Here is a 23,695-nt window from a genome sequence, read left to right on the forward strand (position 1 = left end):
TACCGCGCCGGCGAGGAGCGAGAGCAGCGTTGCCAGCAGTGAGAAGTATGTTTGCAGTCGTTTTATTGTTTGAACCTGTATCCGTAGCCGCGAACCGTTTCCACCAGGCCGGGATCATATCCGGCGGATTCAATCTTATCACGCAGACGTTTGATGTGGGTGTCGACGGTCTTGGTTTCCGTCAAGTATTCCCAACCCCAGGCGTCGCGCAGCAGATCCTCGCGCGAGACCACTTTGCCCGCGTTCTTCATAAGGCTGGCAAGCAGCTCGAACTCGCGTGGCGTGAGGTCGATTTCGCCGTGGTCGCCGGCGGCGGTGTGGGCATCCTCGTCGAGCGTGATGCCGCTTGCAGTGACGGCATGGCTCGCTCCGGGGAAGTCGCCTCCGGAGCCGCGGCGCAGAAGGGCGCGCACGCGGGCGATGAGCTCGCGAACGCCGAAGGGCTTCGCCAGGTAGTCGTCGCCCCCGATCTCGAGGCCCACCACCTTGTCGAGCTCGGTGTCGCGTGCGGAAAGGAACAGCACGGGCACGGTGGTCTTCGAGCGCAGGCGACGACACAGTTCGTAGCCGTCCATGCCGGGTAGCATGATGTCGAGGACGAACAGGTCGTAGCTGTTCTTCGCCGCCAAAGCCAGCGCGTCTTCGCCGTTGTCGACCACGTCGGTGAAGAACCCTTCCTTTTTGAGCGCGTAGCTGACGAATTCGGTGATGGACGGCTCGTCGTCGACGACGAGTATGCGGTGGGGAGTGTCGTTCATGTGTGGCCTTTCTATCGGATGGAATCCGCGGGACTCGCCTGACAGCTGCGCGTGGGCGGGTTGTTATAATGACGAGTGCAACTATACGCATTCGCGTCGCCCGCTAAGGAGACTGTCAAGAACATGTTACTTGCTATCGATGTGGGGAACACGCAGACGGTAGTGGGTGTTTACCAGGGAAAACGCCTGCTTCATCAATGGCGCGTAGCCACGAACAAACAGCACACGTCCGATGAGCTGCGCGTGAAGCTCGCGCCGCTTTTGCTGTCTGAGGACATCGCGACGCAACATCTCGAAGGCGCGGCGCTCGCGTCGGTCGTACCCCAGCTCACGCAGGCGTGGTGCGCTGCGGTGGAGCGCGTGACCGGGCATGAAGCGCTTGTCTGCTCAGCCGAGACGGCGAAGGGGCTGTTTTCGACCGATTACGCGAACCCTCGCGAGATCGGCGCCGACCGTGTGGCCGATGCCGTGGCCGCCAAGGCGCTCTACGGTGCGCCCGTAGTGGTGGTCGATTTCGGTACGGCGACGAACATCGAGGTCATCGACGCCGAAGGACGGTTCGTCGGAGGAGTCATCGCTCCCGGTGTGGAGACGTCGGCGCAGGCGCTGTTCTCGCGCGCCACGCGGCTCGGCGCCATCGAGTTGGTCGATCCCCTTACCGCCATTGGCGGCAACACCGAGCAGGCCATCCAGGCCGGCATCGTGTACGGCGAAGCCGATCGCGTGGACGGTCTCGTGCGGCGCATCTTCGACCAGTTGGGGTATCGGGCGAAGGTCGTTGCCACGGGCGGGCTGGCCGCGCGCGTGGCGGCTCAGTCGCGTACCATCACCATCACGAATCCCGAGCTGACGCTCGAGGGTCTGCGCCTCGTCTACGAAGCGCACGAGGCTGCGCAGCGCGCCTAGCTCTTCGGCGATGCGCTGCGCGCCGCCGCCCAGTCGCCCTGCCGCACCGCTGCCCGGTAGCGCCGCCGCCCAGTCGCCCTGCCGCACCGCCATCCAATAGCGTTGTCGCCCGAAACGGTCGTTTCAGGCGCGAAAACCGACCGTTTCGGGCGACAACGCACGTTCCGACTGCGCGTTGAGGGCCTCTCGTGCATGCGGCCTCCGACGGACGCCGCGGACGCCTTTGACGTGCGGCCTTCGAGAGGCGCTGTGTATGCGTCCCCGGTTGCTGGGTTTCTTGCGCTCCTGGGAGATTGCCCTGCGGCATCGGTGGTTTCGACGAGTAGAATGTTGCGAGCAAACTAGTCGATGCAAAGGGGGCCAACGTGTTGAGCGACATCGAAATTGCCCAGGCGACGAAGCCGCGGCACATCAGCGAGATCGCCGAGAAGGCGGGCGTGCCGGAAACGTACTTGGAGATGTACGGCACGAACAAGGCGAAGGTCAACTACAACCTTCTCAAGGACGTCGAGCACACGCCCGGCAAGCTCGTCCTGGTCACGGCCATCAACCCCACGCCGGCCGGCGAGGGCAAGACCACCACGACGGTGGGCCTGGCCGATGCGCTGGCGAAGCAGGGCAAGAACGTGGTCGTGGCGCTGCGCGAGCCGTCGCTCGGCCCCGTGTTCGGCATCAAGGGCGGCGCGGCCGGCGGCGGGTACGCCCAGGTCATCCCCATGGAGGATATCAACTTGCACTTCACGGGCGACTTCCATGCCATCGGGGCCGCCAACAACCTGCTGGCGGCGCTCCTGGACGCGCACATCCACAACGGCAACGAACTGGGCATCGACGTGCGCAAGATCACGTGGAAGCGCGTGGTGGACATGAACGACCGCCAGCTGCGCAACATCGTGGACGGCCTGGGCGGCAAGGCCCATGGCGTGCCGCGCGAGGACGGCTTCGACATCACGGTGGCCTCCGAGGTCATGGCCATCTTCTGCCTGGCCACCTCCATCACCGACCTCAAGGACCGTTTGGGTCGCATCGTGGTGGGCTACACCTACGATGACCAGCCGGTCACGGCGCACGACCTGCATGCCGAGGGCGCGATGACCGCCCTGCTCAAGGACGCGCTCAAGCCGAACCTCGTGCAGACGCTCGAGGGCACGCCCGCGTTCGTGCACGGCGGCCCCTTCGCCAACATCGCGCACGGCTGCAACTCCATCATGGCCACGCGCATGGCCATGGCGCTGGGCGATTACTGCGTGACGGAGGCCGGCTTCGGCGCCGATTTGGGCGCGGAGAAGTTCCTCGACATCAAGTGCCGCCTCGCGGGCCTCAAGCCCGACGCGGTGGTTGTGGTGGCCACGGTGCGCGCGCTCAAGAACCACGGCGGCGCGGGCGTTGGCCGTCTCAACGAGGAGAACCTCGAGGCGCTGGAAGCCGGCCTGCCGAACCTCCTGCAGCACGTGGAGAACATCACGCAGGTGTACCACCTGCCGTGCGTGGTGGCCATCAACGCGTTCCCGACGGACACGAAGGCCGAGCTCGACCTCGTGGAGGCCAAGTGCCGCGAGCTTGGTGTGAACGTGGCGCTGTCCGAGGTGTGGGCGAAGGGCGGCGAGGGCGGCCAAGCGTTGGCGACCGAGGTGGTGCGCCTGTGCGCCGAGGGCGACGCCGAGGGCCGCAGCGCCGAGACGTTCGAGTTCTCCTACGACGACGACCTGACGCTGGCCGAGAAGATCGAGGCAATCGCCAAGCGCATCTACCATGCCGACGGCGTGACGTTCGAGCCCGCCGCGAAGAAGGAGCTCGCGCAGCTGGAGGCGCTCGGCTTCGGCGGCATGCCCGTGTGCATGGCCAAGACACAGTACTCCTTCAGCGACGATGCGGCCAAGCTCGGCGCCCCGCGCGGCTTCACCGTCACGGTGCGCCAGGTGAAGGTGTCCGCCGGCGCCGGTTTCGTGGTGGCGCTCACCGGCTCCATCATGACGATGCCCGGCCTGGGCAAAACCCCCGCGGCGTTCAAGATCGACGTCGACGAGAGCGGCAAGATCAGCGGGTTGTTCTAAGACTGACGAACGCGTGATCGGGGCCCCGGCGGCATGCGTCGCCGGGGCCGTTTTGTCAGGACGGCATTGCGCCCGCGAAGCAACTTCGAGGTTCTATCTGCCGATTGGCTAGGGGCGCAGGCAGGTGATAGGCACCACCAAAACGCCGTCTTCGCGTCGGTAGGCGTACCCTCCGGGCGTGATGACGGCGCAGAACGACGGCGCGCCCATGATGCTTGCGTCGATCTTGCCGGCGAGCTTCCTGAGGTTTGCCGCGCCTTCGTCAACGAGGCGCGCGCTCATCTTCACTTCCAGCAGGGCGTAACGGCCGTCGTCCAGCGCGATGACGCAATCGGCTTCGAGCCCCGTGTTATCGCGGTAGTGCAGGACCTTTCCGCCGAGGGGTTCGGCATACACTCGTAGGTCGCGTACGCAGAGGTTCTCGAAAAGCAGACCGTAGGTTGACATGTCGCGCAACAGAAGCTCGGGGCTCGCTCCAAGGGCTGCAGCTGCAATGGACGGATCGGTGAAGAAGCGAACGGGCGTGGTGGTAATGCGCGATCTCGCATGCAGCGAAGGCGTCCATGCCGAGACATCCTCGATCACGTAGAGACGTCGGAGCGCTCCGACGTAGGAGTCGACGGTTTCCCTCGACAGCCCGCTGCCGCGCGTCTTTAGATTGCCGCGCACCGTGCCCATGTCTGCTTGGGTTGCCGAGCAGCGAGCATAGGCTTGCATGATGAGGCGTGCGTATTGGGAATTGCGGCTCACGCCGTCTACCCGCGATATATCCTCCTCTGCGATAGCCGACAGGTAGTCGCGTGACATCTTAAGTGCGGCGTTTTTGTTAGCGATGGTGATCGCGCGAGGCCAACCACCGCGGCAAATCAAGTAGGAAAGGTTCTCGACGTCCTGTTCCGAGTGGCCTTCCACGTGAGTCTCGCCATTCGGGATATGGTCGCCTTGCCCGAACAACTCGCCCAAGCTCACTTCTCCCGTGGATTCGCCCGACTCGAAGAGCGACATGGTGCGCATATCGAGGAAGGAGAACCGACCCGTGCCCGTATGCTGGGGTTGGGCCGTTGGCGTTGCCGAGCCCGTGAGCATGAACCGCCCGGGCTCGTCGCTGCGGTCCACGGCGAAGCGTACGGCGTCCCAGAGTTGGGGTGCTTCCTGCCATTCGTCGATGAGCCGGGGCTTCTCCCCGCGCAGCAGCAAGGAAGGCTTCGCCTCGGCCATGGCCATGTTGTTGGCCCGCTCGTCGGGGTCTTGCATGAAAGCGACGCTCTTAGCACGCTGCAATGCCGTAGCTGTTTTTCCGCACCATTTTGGCCCGCGGATGACGACGGCTCCTGCGTAGGAGAGCCTCTCGACCAGCTCGCTATCGACGACGCGCGGTAGATATGTTGCCATAACCCGCTCCTTGCAAAGAGTTCAACCTACACTTAGCAACGATAATAACCTACACTTTGCAATAATTACAACCAGCAGTTTGCAATCTGAAAAAAGGAAGCCGCAAAAAGCTTTGCCGAAGGCTTCCGCAGCGACACCAGACGGCCCGACAGCTAACTTTGGCTACGTGAAGAGTTCGTAAAGGGATGCCGGGTTGTTCTTGGCAGTTTGTCCGTGGCCGCACGTCGAGGGTTCGTGCAGGTTTCGGGGCGCGCTGGGGGAAGGCGCGGACGGTGGCGTATCATACGGGGTGCCGGCGCGGGCGGCGCATATGCGCCGAGCCGGCTATCCCGATCAAACTTGACGCTTGCGCAAAAGGGAGGCGCCATGTACGACACCACCTTCATCGACGAGCTGGCCAGCGCGGCGCCTGCGCCGGGCGGCGGCGGGGCCTCGGCCTACGCGGGCGCGCTCGCGGCGGCCCTCGCCTCCATGGTGGGCAACCTCACCGTGGGGAAGAAGACCTACGCCGACGTGGAGGACGAGGTGCGCGCCTCGCTCGAGCGCCTCGAGGCGCTCCGCGCGCGCCTGGTGGAGCTCGTGGACGGCGACGCGCGCGCCTTCGAGCCGCTGGCCGCCGCGTACCGCCTGCCCAAGGCCACGCCCGAGGAGCAGGCCGCCAAGAACTCCGCGCTTCAGGCCGCCCTCGTGGAGGCGTGCGACGTGCCGCTCGCCATCATGCGCGCCGTGGCCGACGTCGTGGACGAGGCCGACTACCTGGCCCATCACGGCTCCAAGATGGCGCGCTCGGACGCCGGCGTGGCCGCGGCCTTCGCGCGCGCGGCTTCCGACGGCGCGAGCCTCAACATCTTCATCAACGCCGCCTCGATGGACGATGCGGCCCGGGCCGCGCGCTACCGCGGCGAGGCCGAGTCGCTGGCCGCTCGCACGCGCGAGCGCTGCGACGAGCTGTTCGACTTCGTGAAAACGTCCGTTTCGTAAACCCCCGAAGGAGCGAATCACCCCCATGGCCATCCTCCTCACCGGAAAGCCCGTCGTCGACCGCCTGGCGCAGGAGCTCGCGCCGCGCATCGAGGCGCTCGGACGCGCGGGCATCGCTCCCACGCTCGCCATCGTTCGCATGGGCGAGCGCCCCGACGACTTGTCCTACGAGCGCACCGCCAAGAAGCGCGCCGAATCGCTCGGCATAGCCGTGCGCCCGTTCGTCCTGCCCGAGGACGCCCCGCAGGAAGCCCTCGAAGCCGCGCTCGCCGAGGTGAACGCCGACGATTCCATCCACGGCTGCCTGCTGTTCCGTCCGCTGCCCGCGCATATCGACGAGGCGCGGGCCTGCGAGCTGCTGGCCCCCCGGAAGGACGTAGACGGCATCACGCTCGCCTCGCTGGCCTCGGTGTTCACCGATGGCGGCACCGGCTTCCCGCCCTCGACGGCCGCCGCGTGCCTCCAGCTGCTGGATCATTACGAGGTGCCGCTCGAGGGCAAGCGCGTGGCGGTGGCGGGCCGCAGCCTGGTGGTAGGCAAGCCCGTGTCCATGATGCTGCTGCGCCGCAACGCCACGGTGACGCTCTGCCACAGCAGGACCGGGAACCTGGCCGACCTCGTGCGCGAGGCCGACGTCGTGATCTGCGCCACCGGCCGCGCGCGCATGTTCGGCGCGGAGTTCTTCCGGCCCGGGCAGACGGTGCTCGATGTGGGCATCAACTTCGACGCCGAGGGGAACCTCTGCGGCGACGTGGACTTCGACCAGGCGGAACCCATCGTAGACGCCCTCACGCCCGTGCCTCGCGGCCTGGGCACGGTGACCACCAGCGTGACGATGGCCCACACCGTGACGGCCGCCGAGGCCGTGCTCGCCGCGCGAGCGGGAGGGCGGTAGGCTGTGAGGCCGCTGGACGGCGGGCTGCGGCGTGGGCGAGAGCGAGGACGAGGTTGTCCGAGCGGATGAGAAGGCTGGACTGATCGACATGTCGAAACCGGAGGCGCCGAACGCCTTCTTGGTCGAGCGGGTGGGAGGGCCGGACTGATCGGTTCTGGACAAGTCGCTTTCGGAGTTCAAAGCCCAGGACGGGTTGCCTTTGGGTTTGAAGAGGGCTACTCGGTTTTGGGTTCTTCCAATTTGGGCGGTCCTAGATTCCCCTCCTTTTGTCAAGGCGGTTCGCGGTCTTCGGTTCTATCCGGGATGGGGGGTCTTTGCGGCAGCCGATCTCTCCTCGAGAGGATCGGCGGCTTCTGGTTTCCGATCCTTCCGGGGCGGAAGTCCTTCGGTTGCCGATTTCGGCTTTCCAGGCTTTGGCGGTCCTTCGGCTCTCGGCTTTCCCGGGGTAGGTCCTACGGCTCTCTGCGACGGTATTTTTAGCGGGTTTTGACGGAAAACCGCGACGATTTTCAGAGCCTTCCGAAAGGGAGGCATAACGACCGGGCAAAACGCGCGGAACGTGCGGTAGGTGAAGGGGCTTGTCGCGTTTTTGCCGCGGTTTCCGGCGATTTCCGCCAGAAACGCAAGCCTCGGTGCCGCGATGTTCATGCCGGGCAAGGTCAGATGGGATCGCAGGCTGAGTTGCGTGGCGAAGCGCGGGGCGAGGCAGGGGACGAAGTGCGGTGCGAAGGAGAAGCAAGGGGTGAAGCGGGTGCGAAGGGCAGGCGGGTCGGGCCGAAGGGGGAGGGTGCAACGTAGATGGCCGAATGATCGAAAAAAGCCTGGTTCAACGACCGGTTGAAGCGGAAGGGGGACGAGCTGCCGCACTTCGGAGATGCGCGTCAAGTGGCATTGGGAGGCTTGGTTAGTGGGAGGACGGGCCAGCGCGGTGTCGGAGGCCGTTGTTGCGATGCGCCCGGGCGGCCTGCCGAAGGGCTTGAGAGCGAAAGGCGCCCTCAAGCCACTGCGAGCGTTTCGTGGCGCGCTGAGAAAGTATGGCGCGCCTCCGAAGACTGAGAGCGAGAAGCGCTCTCGCTACCGCAAAGGGCGAGAAGGCCGGCGGGTGGGGCGAGCTCCATCCCACGACGCCGCAGGCGCTCTCGTGATCCGGCGCACGCGCAGGGCCAGATTCGCGGGCGAGGCGAATTTCTTCTCGCGACGCTGCCAGCGACGGCGGACGGCATCGCCACGAGAGAGCCGACGAACGCTCGAACTGCGGAAAAGGCTTGCAGAGGGCGCATGGTCGCAACGCTTCTTTTTCTTGCAGATCCTCCCTTATGGAAATCGCTCTTTTTGCGCGCCCTTCCGATTGCGGCTCGCAAGCTCCTCCCTTCGAGCGGACGCTATCCGATGGTGTCGATCTCGCGTGGGTAGCTGTTGAGCACCTCGCAGCCCTCCTCGGTGACAAGCACGAGGTCCTCGATGCGCACACCGAATTCGCCTGGCAGATAGATGCCCGGCTCGATGGAGAAGCACATGCCCGGCTCCACCGGCGCGTCGTGCGTGGCGGACACGTCGCCAGGCTCGTGCACGTCAAGCCCGATCTGGTGTCCCAGTCGATGGGTGAAGTACGGCCCGTAGCCTGCGTCCTCGATGACCTGGCGTGCCGCTCTGTCGATGTCGCAGAAGCGCACTCCGGGGCGCACGAGGGCCCGCGCCGCTTCGTTCGCGCGCCGCACGATGTCGTGCACTTCGCGCTGCTTGGGCGTGGGCTCGCCGAACACGAACGTGCGCGTCATGTCGGCGCAGTACTCGCCTTTGCGGCAGCCTACATCGAACAGCACCACGTCGCCGGGAGCGAGGCGCGTGCCGTCGGGTTCGTGGTGCGGGTCGGCCGCGTTCGCACCGAAGCTCACGATGGGCGCGAACGAATGGCCCTGAGCGCCCAGCTCGCGGTAGATGCCCTCCAGCTGGCCGGCCACTTCGGCTTCGGTGACGCCTTCGCGCACGAGCTCGCGGAAGCGCCCCATGGCGGCGTCGTTCGTCGTGCTGGCCGCGCGCATGGCCGCGCGCTCGTGGTCGTCCTTGCGGGCTCGCGCGTCGTCCACCGCGTCGGAGGCCAGCACGAACCGCGCCGCCGCATCGCGTTCCATAAGCGGCAGCAGGAAGCGTGCGGGCAGGTTCTTGTCGCAGCCGAGCGGCTCGCGCGCGCAGACGAGCTCGGCCACGAGGGCGAGTGGATCGTCGGTATCGGCGAACGTTCGCACCTCGCACGCCGCATTCGCGGGCACGGAGAACAGCGCGTTCAGCACGAGCACGGGCGCGGCGTCGGGCGCAAGGACGAGGCCGAGGAAGCGCTCGCCCGGCTCGACGTAGGCGCCGGTGAGGTACTGGATGGATCGCGGGTCGCACACGAGCAGGCGGGAGAGGCCGCGCTGCTCAAGGTTGCGCATGACAGTTTCGACGCGCTGCTCGTACATGGTGCTCCTATCGGGTCGTCAGCGGGTTTTCGCAGCGATGATACCATGACGGAGGCGAAGTGGCGAAGGGGCGTCCGCAGGAGCCCGCTTAGCAACCGCCGGGGCGGGCTCCTGCGGACGCATGCGGCGTTGGACGCTTCCCTTCGCCAAGCTGAACGGAGCGTGGGCCTGTGCGAGCGCGGGCCGTGCGGGGCTATCCCGTCACTGCTCCAGAATGGTGCGAGCGCGGACTCGAAACGTATTGGCGGCCACTAGGCGACGTTCGCGGGCTCGTGCGGACGTGCGGAAGCCGGCGCCCGCACCTCGCTCGCCGGGAAGTCGGCGATGCTCGCGGGCTCGTGCGGGTGTGCAGGCGCGGGGCCAATTCGGGATCGACACAGCCAGGCGCGTGGGATCTGCGTCCGTGCAGGTCGCCGTGCTCGACCCCATCCGGTGCGTGGCCAGGCGCGCGTGCGGAATTCGTGCGGGCGCGTGCGGGCGCTGGCGGCGCCGCACGAGGTGGTTGCGGCCTTGCTCTTGACGCGAGGTCCGTGCGGCGACGTTTCGTGATCGCTTTTCTGCCGAAGGGCCGGCGCCCGCGTCCGCGATGAAGGGTTCGCGCCCGCACGGGAGCGCGAAGGGGCATCGCGCGTCCTGTTCCCTATTGCGGGCGATGCGGGCCCATGCCCGCACGGGAGCGCGAGGGCAAAACGGCTCGCATACCGAAGGAGGGCCGTCCCAATGCGGCGCCCCCTGCATGGGTGCTTGGAGGGCGGGACGGTTGCGACGAGGCTCTTCCCCTTCAGCTCTTGCCTGCGCCCGCATGGGTGAGCGGGGCATGGGAGGCGGTTGCTCCGCCCCCGCTTCGTCACCAACTCTTGCCCGCCCCCGCATGGGTGCGCGGAGCGAGCGCGAGGCAACGGAGCGCGTCCTCGTCGGATTCCGCGCCCGTCTCCGCATGGGTGCGCGGAGGGCGGGGCAGGGACGGTCGCAAAGCCAAGCGCGCCGCTGATGCCCGCCCCCCGCATGGGTGCGCGGAGGGCGGGAGTGCAGCCGGAGATGGCGATGATGCTTGCGCTAGCCTGTGCCCATGCTGGGCGCGGAGAACATGCGGGCCGACACCGTGTTCATGGCCACCGTGGAGTTGGCCCGTGCCCATGCGGGAGCGCGCGGCGCGGTCGAGGGCGGATGCCGAAAGCGGTCGAAGCGATGGGCCCGCCCGACAAAAGGTTTCCGCGCGGCGTGCGAGTAATGCGGGGATATTCGGGAAGAGCGCCCGGCGTCCGTTCGCATGGCGTATCATACGGATCATGGCAAACGGGCTGACATATCTGCGCAAGACCACCTCCCCTGAGGCGACGAAGCAGCTCGCAGGCACGCTCGCCACCTATCTGCGCGCGGGCGACGTCATCGTGCTGTCCGGCGACCTGGGTGCGGGAAAGACCCAGTTCGTTCAGGGCGTTGCGGCGGCTCTTGGCGTACGGGGCCCGGTGACCAGCCCTACTTTCAACATCCTGCTGAGTTATTCCGAAGGGTCGCTGCCGCTATACCACTTCGATCTGTATCGGCTTGACGATGCCGACGAGTTGGAGGACGTCGGATTCTACGACATGCTCGACGCGGACGGCGCATCGTTCGTCGAGTGGGGGGAGCGCTTCCCCGATGCTTTGCCATATGGCTATCTGGAGGTGCGCATCACGGTGGATGCCGAGGGAAACCGCATCGTGCGGGCTCATGCCCTTGGCGACAGAGCGCGCCGCTTGCTCACCGTATGGGCGAAAGACTCGAAGTCGCGTCTGGTTAAGTACGCGGGAGGGCTTGCGTGATCGGGGATGATTCGCGATTCGGGGATGCACCCGAGCAGGCGCGGTATGTGCTTGCGTTCGACACCGCCAACGAGGTGATCGCCATCGGCGTGGGCGCGCTGCGTCCCGAAGGGCGCTCGGTCGAGATCGTGGCATCCGTGGAGGTCGAGGCGCGCCGGGCATCGAACACCCAGCTGGTGCCGCGCATCGACGCCGTTCTGGCCGATTCGGGCATTGGGCGTTCGGACATCGCGTGCGTGTGCGTGGGGCGCGGTCCCGGTTCGTTCACGGGCGTGCGCATCGCCATGGCCACGGCGAAGGGCATCGCTTCGGCGTTGGGCGTGGGCTTGGTGGGCGTGTCGTCGCTCGATGCGGTGGCGTGGAACGCATGGTGCGCGGGCGTGCGCGGCCGACTGCTGGTGGCGGCCGATGCCATGCGCAAGGAGGTGTATCCGGTTCGCTATCTGCTTGGCGAAGGGGGCGTGGAGCGTCTTGAGGCCGACCGCGTGGTGAAGGCCGAGGCCGCAGCCGACGAGCTGCGCGCAGATGCCGCGGGCAGGCTGGTGACAGGCGATGCGCTGCGCAAGTACGGCGAGCTGTTCGCCCCATGCGGCGAAGCGCTGAGCGAGAAGCTGTGGACGCCCACAGGTCGTGGTCTTTTGCGGACCCTCGAAGCGGCGTGGCAGGCGGGAAAGGCCGATCCCTTCGATGCGCGACGTCACAATCCGGCATTCGCACTGCCGGTGTACACGCGGCTTTCGGACGCCGAGGAGAACGAGCGCATCCGCTTGGCGAAGAACGATCCCAAGAATCTGACGACGGGCGTGCAGGACGTGGGCGTGCGGCGCGATCAACGCGCCACCATGCACGATGCTGCCGTTTTGAACGCGCGTCCTGCTGCCGACGGCATCACCTACAAGCCGCTCGATGCCGCGCATGCTCATGTCGTGGCTGCGCTTGAGGAGCAGGTCATGGGGTCGGACGCGTGGAACGAGGCGCTCGTGGCCGACGAACTGCCGCGTGTCGACCGCATATGGTGGGCGGCCTATGCCCCCCCGACGGCCTGCTGGCGGCCGAACCCGACCGACGCTGCAAATTCCTGCGGCGCTCGGTCGTCGCGTGATTGCGAAACGCCGTTTTTCTGCTCTGGCGAGCAGGGCGCACCTGCGCTAGCGCATAACGCGGAATCGGGCGATTCGCCAAGCTGCCCGATGCGCACCGAGGTGCGCGCCACCTCCGTGGCATCGTCGACCTCGGAGGTTGCGGAAAGCCCCGTCGGCGTTGCGAACGGCGGTGAAGAGGACCGCTTGGGCGGATCGATTACGCAGGGCAGCGGCTTCGTGGGCGCCGCGATCATGCAGGCGGACGGTCTCTCGAGCGCCGTGAGCGTGCGGGGCGGCAGCCTCGCGGATGCCCAAAGCGCGCAGGTCGACGGTTCCGCGGCGGACGCTGCGCAAGTGCGGGAAGGTGACCATGCCAACAGTGTGGGCAACGAGGTGGACGGGCGTGGGCTACAGCTCGTTGGCTATGCAGGTGGCTGGGTTGTTGACGGCGGCGTGCAGATTCTCAAGGTGGGCGTGCGTCCCGCATGGCGGCGACGCGGCATTGCGCGAGAGTTGTTGGCACGGGTGGCGGCCGATGCGCGCGATTTGGGCGCCGGCACGTGCTCGCTCGAGGTGCGCGCGGGCAACGAAGGCGCTCGGGCGTTTTACGAGACGCTCGGATTCCGCTCGCTCGGCACGCGGCCGCGCTATTACTCCGATGGCGAGGACGCGCTCATTCTCGAAGGCCCGCTGCCACTTGCCGCGCGCGATGTGGCAGGAATGGAGCTTGTGGTGGACGCAGCCTCTCGCGAACAGGGGCGACTGGGATCTGCGGCGGCGGTTTGCGCGCCGCCGCGCGAATCGGCCCAAAGCGGCACAGATCGCGCTTTGTGCATGGATTCCGGACCGTCTTCGATGTCTTCGCAGAGCGAAACCCCAGATCGCGGTTTTTCCACGCTGGAATCGTCGGGTGAAATCTATGCACAAGATGCGATCTGTGCCACTTCGCGAGAAAAACGGTGCCAAGGAGCGCTCGGGTCGCCTTCGTTTGGCGCGGATTCGCCTCTCGAGGCGCCCCGCCCGCTCATCCTTGCCATCGAGTCGTCCTGCGACGAGACGGCCGCGGCCATCGTTGACGGCGCCGGCGACCTCGTGGCCGACGTCGTGGCCTCGCAAATCGACTTCCATGCGCGCTTCGGTGGCGTGGTGCCCGAGATAGCCAGCCGCAAGCACATCGAGGCCATCTGCGGTGTGTGCGACGAATGTCTCGACACAGCTGCCGCCCACTTGGGACGGAAGCGTCTGACATGGGCCGATCTCGATGCCGTGGCCGTCACCTACGCGCCGGGCCTTGTGGGCGCGCTCGTGGTGGGCGTGGCGTTCGCGAAAGGAGCGGCGTGGGCGCAGGGCTTGCCGTTCATCGGCGTCAACCATCTCGAGGGCCATCTGTACGCGAACAAGATCGGCGCGCCGGACTTCGCACCGCCGGCGGTGGTGTCGCTCGTGTCGGGCGGCAACACCATGCTCGTGCACATGCGGGGGTGGGGCGACTACGAAACGCTCGGCACCACCATCGACGACGCGGTGGGCGAGGCGTTCGACAAGGTGGCGAAGGCGCTCGGCCTGGGGTATCCCGGCGGCCCCGCCATCTCGCGCGAAGCGGCTCGCGGCAACCCGGACGCCATCGCGTTTCCGCGCGCGATGATGCATTCGGGCGACCTGCGCTTCTCGCTTTCGGGTCTCAAGACCGCTGTTATCACCCATATCAACGGCGAGCGGGCGGCCGGGCGTGCCCTCAACGTACCCGATATCTGCGCGAGCTTTCAACAAGCTGTCGTGGACGTGCAGGTGAAGAAAGCCGAGATGGCGCTGCGTCAGACGGGTGCCCCCACATTCTGCCTGGGCGGCGGCGTGGCCGCGAACCCCGTGCTCCGTGCGGCCTATGAGCGGCTGTGCGACCGCATGGGCGTTCGCCTCGTGCTTCCCCCTTTGAGCGCATGTGGCGACAATGCGGGCATGATCGCGCTCGTGGCCCTCGACCGCTATCGCCAAGGACGCTTTTTCGACCTCGGCGCCGACGCCCAGGCGCATTCCAGCTTGGACGAAGCTTACTAGGCGAGGCGCCCTCAGACGGCAAGCGCTGCGAAGGCGTGCGCGCGGTCGTCATGCTGTGCTCGGCGGGCTTTTGAGTGCGGGATCGCTTCGATGCTCCTTTCCCCATGCTCCTTAGGCCGTGCACCTGTTTGCGCCTGATCGGACGGTTTTCCGAGGCATCCGGAATCGACCCGCCCTCGTCAGTGCGCATCGTTCCGTCGCCTCCTTCGGTTGTCGATCGCCTCCCATCGTTGGGGTGCGCCTTCCGTCGCCGCCACCCATCAGCCGCCGTCCTGCCGGCGCTCCGGCCGCCAGCCCCGCCGCCCCTGCCTGACGCGCGCCCGCCGCCGCCAGCCCTGTCGCCTCCGCCGCGCGTCCTCCGCCGGGCCGCCGCATCCCGCCCGTCGTCGTCAGCCCCTCTTTTTCGCCCGTGCTCCCTCGCCCGCAGCCCCTGGAGTTCGCGATCCCCGCCCCCCGCTCCCATTGGGCCGCCATGGAGGCGGCCGCCTCTGCGCGCGCCGCTCCTCCCCGACGAGCTCCGGCCGCCAGCCCCGCCGCCCCTCCCCGACGAGCTCCGGCCGCCAGCTCCGCTGCCCCTGCCTCCACTGCTGCGTCGCTGTATCCCGTCCGCCGTGCCAGTCCCTTACGGTACGCCGCTTCCGACCGCCAGCTTTCCCGTTGGGGGAGGTTGACATGCCCAAAACGTTCGCTCTCAGCGTGTATGTTCATAATTATCATCCATTTACAAATAAAACAAACCGCTTACCGAAAAGTTGAGACGGGGGGGGGGTATGTGCGATGCTCATTGCCACAAACATCAGAATTTTACCTACATATGCGAATCGCTCAATGAATGGCGGGGCGCTCGATGAAAGGACGCGTTGCGGGAGAGAGAAGGGTAAAGGGCGCGTCATCCACGTGCCCAGCGCGAGAACGGAGGAGCGTATGAGAGGTCATTTCGAAGCGCCGCGAAAAGCGGTGCAGAAGGTGGCGAGGGCCTTCATGGCGCTCGTGTTGGCTATGACGGGCTCGTTCGCGGCCGTCCCGGCGTATGCGGCCGATCCCCCTCCTCCGCAAGCTGTCGATGACTCCACCGACCAGACGTGGCAGGACCAATGGGAGGCCAGCGTCCAGTATTCGGGAGTGGATCGCAAGCAAGCGCAGATCACACTCAAGCGCATGCCCGCGCAGCCCCATCCGGTGGAGTTCATCGTTACCGTGGATGGCACGGTGGGCAAGCTGTGGAATTCTGTCGAGAGCGTGATCAGAGGAAACGGCTCCGACATGCTGTTTGGCAACGGGCTGCAAAGCAAGCTCCATATCGTCGAGTACGGCGAGGACGTGCAGGACTCCGGAGAGATGGGCGATGCGGACGAAGTCAACGGTTTCCTCGACAGCTTCTCTCGTTCCGGAGAGGAGGAGTCGCCCGACGAGCTTGCCGCCCTGCAGACGGTCATCGACAAGGTCAAGGCGGCGCCTGCTCCCGCGCCCGCATCGGGCGACCGGGACGAGTACTCCCTCATAGTCATGTGGGCGTTCGGCTCAACCCTTAACAAGCCCGCAGATCAGATCGAACAGAAGCTCATCGAGCTCAAGGCGGCCCTGGATGAAAAGAACGGGGCGCTGGTCACCGTGCAGCGGCTTGACAGCCTGGGCGACCCGAACGAACTCTGCGCGAATTACGCGACCTCATACGTGCCCCGCGGCGAGACGGAACCCGTGCCTGCGGCCTACGTTTCCAACAGAGATGACAATTGGAACGATCCGGAGGGCGTGGGTGTCGGAACCGAAGTCCACATCGACAATGTCTTTGACTGGGGCGTGTTCGACGAGTGGGGTCAGGGAACGGCGTTCGACCTGGATTTGAGCGACAGCCAAACGCTCGTCGAGCGCATAACCGATGCGCAAGTCTACCAGAGCTACCGGTACGACAACGTGGGTGAAGAAGCCATCGAGGGCTCGAACAACAAGATTCGTCGTATCGAGATCCACGAAGATGGGCTCGGAATCCACGTGCCTTACACCTATTACCAGCACGGAGTGCGTCGCGAGACGGGGCTCGAGATAGTTCTGACCGTCGATTTGAACGAATCCGTGTTCGAGCGTCAGCAGGTGTTCGGGCAGCAGGTTATAACTTTTGATCAGGGGGTTTACGCAGGTTCGTTCGACGAGCAAACCAGGACAGGCACAATGTCTTTTCCCGAGGTCACGTTGGACAGGCAGCGTTACGGCGTAAGCTACAATCTGGGAGAGGGCGTGTCCGGCGAGGTCCCCGAAACGCAGTGGGCGCTTCCGGGCGAGTCCGTCACCCTGGATGACGGTGCGGGCATTGTCAACAATTCTGGAGAGCCCATTTCCGGTTGGATAGAGACGGAGAACTCGGAAAACCCAGGAAAGCGCTACAGCCCTGGCGAGGAGATGCCCATGCCCGAAGGGCATGTCGAGCTGAGCCCGGTATGGGGCATGGTTGACGTTGAGTTGGACTGGGAGCTTGTCTACTTGCAGGACGAGAGCAGCCAGATGATGGAAGATCCTGGCTTAAACGGTGTGTTTGATTTCAGCGACGTGGAAGTGAACGATCAGACGGTTGGCGACAAGGTCAGGTCCATCACGTTCGACAACGAGTCTCTGGGTTATGTCGTTCGGCCCGACGATCCGAACGATCCTTTGCGCGTTGATCTCGACCCGGCGGTTGGCGCAGCGTACGCCAGGATCATCGGCGCCGCTCCGGACGGGGACGCTCCTGCCGACGGCGCCCTCGCAGAAGGCGCCGCGCCCGTGATCGCCTATCTCAAGGAGAAGGCTGACGAGCCGGGCTACTTCGACATGGTGGTGACCGCGCCCGGGGGCGTGGCCCTGCCGGCCAACTGCCTTGGTCTGTTCTCCGACTTGATGGTGAGCGGCGAGGGCGGAAACATAACCGTAACCCCCCAATCGGGTTGGCAGAAAAACCTTCAGACGATCGATTTCGCCGGCAACGTCGACAGCTCGCAGGTTGAGAATATGAACATGATGTTCACGTTCTGCACGAGCCTGACGGAGATCAAGGGCTTGGAGGGCTTGGACACCGGAAACGTGACCGACATGGGCAACCTGTTCCGTCAGTGCAGCAGCCTGACCAGCTTGGACGTTAGTTCCTTCGATATGAGGAACTGCCAAAACGCTAGCAACATGTTCTCGTACTGCCATAATCTGGAATCGGTGGATGTGAACTGGAACCACGGCAGTGAGGAAGGCGATCCGGCCAGCGTCGAAGACAATCTGACCAACGTCACGAACATGAATTGGATTTTCGGCCAATGCTGGAACCTCTCCTCCATCAACGGCGTTCAGTATTGGCGATTGCCCGAGGTGAGGACTCTGCGCAGCGCGTTTCGCGAGTGCCGTTCGTTGACCGAGCTCGACATCTCGTCATGGAACCCCGAGAAGGTCACGACGATTTCCCAGATGTTCGATGGACATGAGATGAGCGCCACCGGCTATCCTCAGCCGCCAGAGGAGCCCATGGGGCTTCAGGAGCTCACCATCGAGGGATGGAACGTCCCCGAGCTGCGCGAGGCGGAGGACGTGTTCACGTTCTGCCGCTCTTTGGAGTCGATCGACCTGTCCACGTGGAAGATGGAATCGCTGACGGAGGCCAGCAACTTCATCGATTGGGGCCGTTTGAAATTCTCGTCGAGCGACGAGATCAGACAAGCCGTCAATCCTAAGGTGATCAAGTTCCCACAGGGGTTCTTCAACAAGTTGGGCGAGGGGTTCGAAGTCAGTGACGAGGTTGTCACCATGGGCAACACCCTCGAGTTCGTGGACATGTCGTATGGTCGCTTGAACGAGGAGTCCTATCTTTTCGATCTGGGCTTTTACTGGAAGCTCGAGAGCGGTGACCCGGCCCCCGATTGCCAGGCCGTGCTTAACGGCTGGACGGTGAACAGGCCGAGCGGCTCGCTGAAGACGAACGAGGCCCCTATCAACTACGCCGTTGCCGAGTGCGTCGTGCAGGCGAACGACTGGAACCTTATGGGCAGCCCTCTAAACTTGCCGTCGCTGCTTTCCCATTGGCCAAAGCTCAAGACGTTCTCGGGTTGGACGGGGCTTGAAGGCGTGACAAGCTTCGAATCCCTGTTCTCCAAAAACGCCGCCCTTACCGAGGTGAGCATAACGGATGCCGACTTAAGCTCGGTCCAGAGTTTCGAGGATATGTTCACGCCAAGCAGCACCGGCGCTGCTCCGATAACTTCGATCGATCTGACGGGGTGGACGGTCTCGGATGAGAGCCTCATCACGAAGTCCATGTTCGAGGGTGCGGTGCAGGCCGGTCGCATCACTTCGGCCACGAACCTCGTCGTGTCAGACGATTCGACCGGCGCGGCGTTGCTACAGGCGTTCGGCGATGCTTTGGCTTCGGTTCAGGCCGAGTCCGGCGTGGTTGCCGAGTCCGTCGAGGGCGAGACGGTCGCAGCGACCGACGCTCCCGCGCAGGCGGCCGTCGATGAGCCGGCCGAGACGGGCTCTAACGTTGCATCCGAGATCGCCCAGGCATCTGCGTCTTCGGATGTCGACGAGGGCGATGAAGCGCTCGAAGGTTGGGAATACGGTACGCCTTTGCCGGTTTCGAGCGAGACGGCTTCCGTGCTGGCCGAGCCGCAGGAGAGCTCTTCGCCGGGGATCAGGTATTATGAGCAATCAACTCCGAAGGGAACCCAGGTCAAGCTTCGCGCCACCACCCGCTACTTGGGCGACAGCGGGGCTGGTTCCGGGCGTCTCGATCTGCTCGTTCCCCTGCCGGAGAGCATCAATGCCGTTCCCGATGGCGAGATCGAGCTGGGCAACTTCGAGTACGTGACGGAACCCACGGGCGAAGCCATGGGGGGAATCGTTTTGAAGGAGCCTGCGTTCGAGGAGCGCGGGGGGAGCACCTGTCTGACTGCCTCGTTCGGAAACATGGCCGCTGGCACGCAGATAGAGGTGAGCTTCCTGATCGAGCTGGGCGAGCCTTCTGTGAGCAGCAGCGAGGGGAGCGACCTGTGGTTCATCAACGCCCTTTTGGACGAGGGGGCCGTACGCCATGCCGTGTCGGATACGCTGTGCTTCTGGGACGGCGCAAGCGAGCCTGGCGAGGACCATCTGGTGCGCTATCGCTTCCTGCCGTTCGCGCCGTCCGATGTCTCGCTGCCCGAGGCCGAGGCGCATGCGGCAGGCGAGGCGGTGACTTTGCCCTCCGAACCTTCGTCGCAGTACCCCTATTACCAATGGGGAGGTTGGCAGGTGAATCCCGACCAGGGTGTCGTTGTTGAAGACGGCTCCTTCACCATGCCCGACAACAATGTGGACATCACGGGATTATGGAGCATTGATTCCGCGACGGCTCCGAAGGTTCATGTGGGGTACGAGCTTGCATCCAACCTCGTGCCGCCAGAGCTCGCGGGGCAGATCCCCCAGGGCGAGGACGTTCCCCTTGGCAGCGAGCATCAGATCGTTGCATGGGCGGAAGGGCTCGAACGCGACTATCACAGCTTCAGCGGATGGACTCCGTCGCTTACGATTGACAATCGGAAGATCGAAGGTGCGGAGAGCGCCGACACGCCCGGTGTGTGGGTGTTCAAGGACGCCAGCAGAACCTACATGATCAACCTTAATAGCGGCAAGATCGACACGATGCAGTTCCGCGAAGCATTGGAGCAGGATGGCTCGCAGGTTTCGGTGACTCTCTCCGGTGCTTGGACACCGTGGAAGGGAACCATCTCGTTCGATGCGAACGGCGGTGTCGGCGAGATGTCTTCGATGACGGATGTGGAGCATTATTCCAAGGAAACGCTTCCTGCAGTGGAGTTCACGTACGAAGACCGGGAGTTCGCCGGATGGTCGCTCACCCCTGACGGGCCGGTCGCGTATGCCGACGGCGCGTCCGCTGAGGGCATCATCGTGAGCGACGGCCAGGAGGTGACGCTGTACGCCGTCTGGAATAGAGATATCGTTCACAACGTGGAGTGGCGGTTGGACAAGGTCCAGGCCGATCCCATGCCCACGTCCGTGCCTGACGGCGATTCCCTGTCCTGCGCTTTGATCCCCTCGCCCGAATGCACCATCGATTCGGTCCGGGTTAATATGGGCGGTGTCGATGTGACTGAGACCGCCTGGAACGCCGGAACGGGGCGCGTGGAGATCACCGAGGTATTGGGGAACGTAGTGATTGAAGCCTCCGCCCAGCCCACGGTGCCCCCCGAGCCCCTGGTCGTCCCCGTGACCTACGAGCTCGACGGCGCGACCGTCTCGCCGATGCCGGACGCGGTCGCCGTGGGGGGCTCGCTGTCCCTGGTCGTGACCGCCGACGCCGGCCGCGAGCTGGGGTCGCTGTCCGTCTCGGTGGGCGGCGCCGAGGTGCTCGCGTGGCCGGGCGCCGCCCCCGCCGCCGGCGGGGCGACCGCCTCGTTCGACCCGGCCTCCGGCGCCCTCGAGGTCCGCGGGGTCGACGGCCCCGTGGTCGTCCGGGCCTCCGCCCAGCCCACGGTGCCCCCCGAGCCCCTGGTCGTCCCCGTGACCTACGAGCTCGACGGCGCGACCGTCTCGCCGATGCCGGACGCGGTCGCCGTGGGGGGCTCGCTGTCCCTGGTCGTGACCGCCGACGCCGGCCGCGAGCTGGGGTCGCTGTCCGTCTCGGTGGGCGGCGCCGAGGTGCTCGCGTGGCCGGGCGCCGCCCCCGCCGCCGGCGGGGCGACCGCCTCGTTCGACCCGGCCTCCGGCGCCCTCGAGGTCCGCGGGGTCGACGGCCCCGTGGTCGTCCGGGCCTCCGCCCAGCCCACGGTGCCCCCCGAGCCCGGGGTAGATTCAGAGGGCGAGGCTGCCAAGCCCGACTCGCTTGCGCCTCTCGGCGACGCTGTTGGCCTCGTGATGCCCCTTGTCGTGGCAGTCGGAGCCTTGGTGGTTGTCGTGTCCGCAAGCCTGGCGATTCGCTCTCGTCGATAGCGTTGTGCTTTCCGCCGTCCGCCTAAGCCGAATCGGGATGAGGCGGATGGCGGGGGCTTGATGGGCCGGGTTGGTGTTCGGCCTTCAGCTAGCTAAGAGGGTCCCTGTGCGCAGGGGCCCTCTTGTTTTCGCGGCATCGCTTCTCGGCGTCGCGTCCGGCTCGGTTCGGCATGCGCATCGCAAACTTTTCCATCTTCGGCACGGGGGTTTGTCCTTTCCGCTCCGAGTTCGTTTCTCGTTGCTCGTCTTTATCCCATCTTAATGTCGTTAGAGGTTCCTTAACGCTGCGCTCACGTCCTTCTTCCTATCCTAATAACCTGCGGTGGCACCTCTCTGCGCTCTCGCGAATGCGCAGGGGGTTGAACAACCGGTCTGGCCAGGCCGGATCGCCGCTCGAGATTCCGCGTGGGCGCCGGGCATTCCCCTTGGGGAGCGCTTACGCGGGATGCATGGAGTATTGAGACAGAGGAAGGAAACCGATGGAATTCGTAACCGGCTTCGTCGGCGGATTGAGCGTGATCGTCACGTTCTATCTGTTCTACGTGCTGCTCAAGGGGGGTGACGAGCGATGATGGACGAGCTGATTGAATATGGCGTGTACGTGGCGCTGCTCGTGGCGTTGGCCATTCCGCTGTCTGCGTATATCAACAAGGTCATGGCAGGTGATAAGACCCTGCTCTCCCGCGTGCTCGTCCCGGTCGAGAACGTGGTGTACAAGTGCATCCGCATCGACAAGAACGAGGATATGGGCTGGAAGAAGTACTTGGCGAGCACGCTCGTGTTCTCCATCTTCTCGTTCGTCGGCCTGTTCGCCATCCTCATGCTGCAGGGTTTCCTGCCGTTCAACCCGGAAGGCCTTCCCGGCCAAAGCTGGCATCTCGCGTTCAACACGGCTGCAAGCTTCGTCACCAACACGAATTGGCAATCCTACAGCGGCGAGAGCTCTCTGAGCTACTTCTCGCAGGCGATAGGCCTCACCGTGCAGAACTTCGTCACGCCGGCCGTTGGTTTGGCTGTGCTGTTCGCGCTGTTCCGCGGTCTGGTGAGCGAAGGTCATCTGGGCCTTGGGAATTTCTTCGTGGACGTGACGCGCGCCACGCTGTTCATCCTCATCCCGCTTTCGCTCGTGGTGACGATGGTCGACGTGTGGCAGGGCTCGCCGCAGAATCTGAGCGACTACGAGACGGTGCAGCTGCTGGAGCCGGTAGGCGTTGATGAAGAGGGCAACATCGTGGACGCCGACGATCCCTCCGCCGTGGAGACGGTGGACGAGGCGACGGTGCCCATGGGTCCGCAGGCGAGCCAGGTTGCCATCAAGCAGCTCGGCACGAACGGCGGCGGCTACAACGGCGTGAACTCGGCCAGCGCGCTCGAGAACCCCACGCCGCTCACCAACCTCATCCAGTGCATATCGCTCCTGCTCATTCCGGTGGCGTGTGTGTTCAGCTTCGGGCGCTTCGTCATGGACCGCCGTCAAGGGCGGGCCGTGTTCGCGGCAATGTTCGTCGTGTTCTTGGCGTCGCTCGTCGTCGTGGGCGTGTGCGAGCAGATGGGCACGCCTCAGCTGGCAGCCGACGGTCAGGTGTACATGGGCACCGATGGTCAGTCCGGCGGCAACATGGAGGGCAAGGAGACGCGCTTCGGCGTGACCGACTCGGCCCTGTGGGCGACCTTCACCACGTCCGCCTCGAACGGCGCGGTGAACTCCATGCACGACAGCTACACGCCTTTGGGCGGCATGGTTCCCATCATCCTCATGGCGCTCGGCGAGGTGATCTTCGGCGGCGTGGGATGCGGTCTGTACAGCATGCTGGGCTTCGTGATCCTCACGGTGTTCATTGCCGGGCTCATGGTGGGCCGCACGCCCGAGTGGCTGGGCAAGAAGATCGGTCCGAAGGAGATGCGCATGGCGGTTATCTTGTGCATCACCACGCCGATCCTTGTATTGGCCGGCAGCGCGGTCATGTGCCTCGACCCGGCCACGGTGGACAGCCTGAACAACCCGGGCGCCCATGGCTTCTCCGAGGTGCTGTACGCGGCCACGTCGGCCGGCGGCAACAATGGATCGGCTTTCGCCGGTTTCAACGCCAACACGCCGCTCATCAACGTGGTGCTGGGCCTCGAGATGCTGGCGAACCGCTTCGTCCCCATCGTGGCCGTGTGCATTCTGGCCGGCAGCCTGTGCACCCGTCCGAAGGTGGCGGTGAGCGCCGGCACGCTGTCCACGTGCAATGCCCAGTTCGTGTTCCTGCTTGTTCTGATGGTGCTGCTCGTCGGTGCGCTTTCGATGTTCCCCGCGCTTGCGCTGGGTCCGGTCGCCGAGCATCTGATGATGGCGCTGTAGGGAGGCAGGTGAGAGAAAGATG

The 23,695-nt window shown here is 65.2% G+C and carries 11 protein-coding genes; 8 read left to right on the forward strand and 3 right to left on the reverse strand.

Annotated elements, in window-relative coordinates; translation table 11 throughout:
- Window positions 1-62: 62 nt before the first annotated feature.
- The gene (locus B5F40_RS08070) at window positions 63-758 is read right to left on the reverse strand and encodes a response regulator transcription factor (protein ID WP_087193829.1); all 696 of its coding nucleotides are present in this window, start codon (window positions 756-758) and stop codon (window positions 63-65) included.
- A 123-nt stretch (window positions 759-881) separates the two neighbouring features.
- Between B5F40_RS08070 and B5F40_RS08075 the strand changes: the two genes are divergently transcribed.
- Together B5F40_RS08075 and B5F40_RS08080 are read left to right on the forward strand one after the other, a co-directional pair.
- On the forward strand, window positions 882-1,664 hold the full coding sequence (locus B5F40_RS08075) for a type III pantothenate kinase (RefSeq protein ID WP_087193830.1): 783 nt from the start codon (window positions 882-884) through the stop codon (window positions 1,662-1,664).
- A gap of 365 nt (window positions 1,665-2,029) precedes the next feature.
- Window positions 2,030-3,718, forward strand: a complete 1,689-nt coding sequence (locus B5F40_RS08080) for a formate--tetrahydrofolate ligase (RefSeq protein ID WP_087193831.1) — start codon at window positions 2,030-2,032, stop codon at window positions 3,716-3,718.
- Between the two features lie 108 nt (window positions 3,719-3,826).
- Here the strand turns inward: B5F40_RS08080 and B5F40_RS08085 are convergent, their stop codons facing one another.
- A complete protein-coding gene (locus B5F40_RS08085; RefSeq protein WP_087193832.1) occupies window positions 3,827-5,110 on the reverse strand; it encodes an ATP-binding protein in 1,284 nt (427 codons plus the stop codon).
- A 366-nt stretch (window positions 5,111-5,476) separates the two neighbouring features.
- Between B5F40_RS08085 and B5F40_RS08090 the strand changes: the two genes are divergently transcribed.
- Window positions 5,477-6,091 carry a cyclodeaminase/cyclohydrolase family protein gene (locus B5F40_RS08090; RefSeq protein ID WP_087193833.1) on the forward strand — a complete coding sequence of 205 codons (615 nt, stop codon included), beginning with the start codon at window positions 5,477-5,479 and terminating at the stop codon, window positions 6,089-6,091.
- Window positions 6,092-6,116: 25 nt separating this feature from the next.
- Entirely contained in the window at window positions 6,117-6,986 is an 870-nt protein-coding gene (locus B5F40_RS08095) for a bifunctional 5,10-methylenetetrahydrofolate dehydrogenase/5,10-methenyltetrahydrofolate cyclohydrolase (protein ID WP_087193834.1), read from the forward strand.
- A 1,382-nt stretch (window positions 6,987-8,368) separates the two neighbouring features.
- Here the strand turns inward: B5F40_RS08095 and B5F40_RS08100 are convergent.
- Window positions 8,369-9,445: a M24 family metallopeptidase gene (locus tag B5F40_RS08100; RefSeq protein WP_087193835.1), complete on the reverse strand. Its 1,077-nt coding sequence runs from the start codon at window positions 9,443-9,445 to the stop codon at window positions 8,369-8,371.
- A gap of 1,289 nt (window positions 9,446-10,734) precedes the next feature.
- Between B5F40_RS08100 and tsaE the strand changes: the two genes are divergently transcribed.
- The 4 genes from tsaE (at window position 10,735) to kdpA (ending at window position 23,673) form a co-directional block, all read left to right on the forward strand.
- Window positions 10,735-11,250, forward strand: a complete 516-nt coding sequence (gene tsaE / locus B5F40_RS08105) for a tRNA (adenosine(37)-N6)-threonylcarbamoyltransferase complex ATPase subunit type 1 TsaE (RefSeq protein WP_239442957.1) — start codon at window positions 10,735-10,737, stop codon at window positions 11,248-11,250.
- Window positions 11,247-14,387: a tRNA (adenosine(37)-N6)-threonylcarbamoyltransferase complex transferase subunit TsaD gene (gene tsaD, locus B5F40_RS16645; protein ID WP_239442958.1), complete on the forward strand. Its 3,141-nt coding sequence runs from the start codon at window positions 11,247-11,249 to the stop codon at window positions 14,385-14,387. Before tsaE ends, tsaD begins: the two co-directional genes overlap by 4 nt.
- A 924-nt stretch (window positions 14,388-15,311) precedes the next feature.
- Complete coding sequence (locus B5F40_RS08120; protein ID WP_162610929.1) at window positions 15,312-21,329, forward strand: BspA family leucine-rich repeat surface protein; 6,018 nt, start codon at window positions 15,312-15,314, stop codon at window positions 21,327-21,329.
- Between the two features lie 568 nt (window positions 21,330-21,897).
- Entirely contained in the window at window positions 21,898-23,673 is a 1,776-nt protein-coding gene (gene kdpA, locus B5F40_RS08125) for a potassium-transporting ATPase subunit KdpA (protein WP_087193837.1), read from the forward strand.
- Window positions 23,674-23,695: the final 22 nt, after the last annotated feature.

The sequence above is a fragment of the Gordonibacter sp. An230 genome, from assembly GCF_002159915.1.
Taxonomy (GTDB): Bacteria; Actinomycetota; Coriobacteriia; order Coriobacteriales; family Eggerthellaceae; genus Rubneribacter.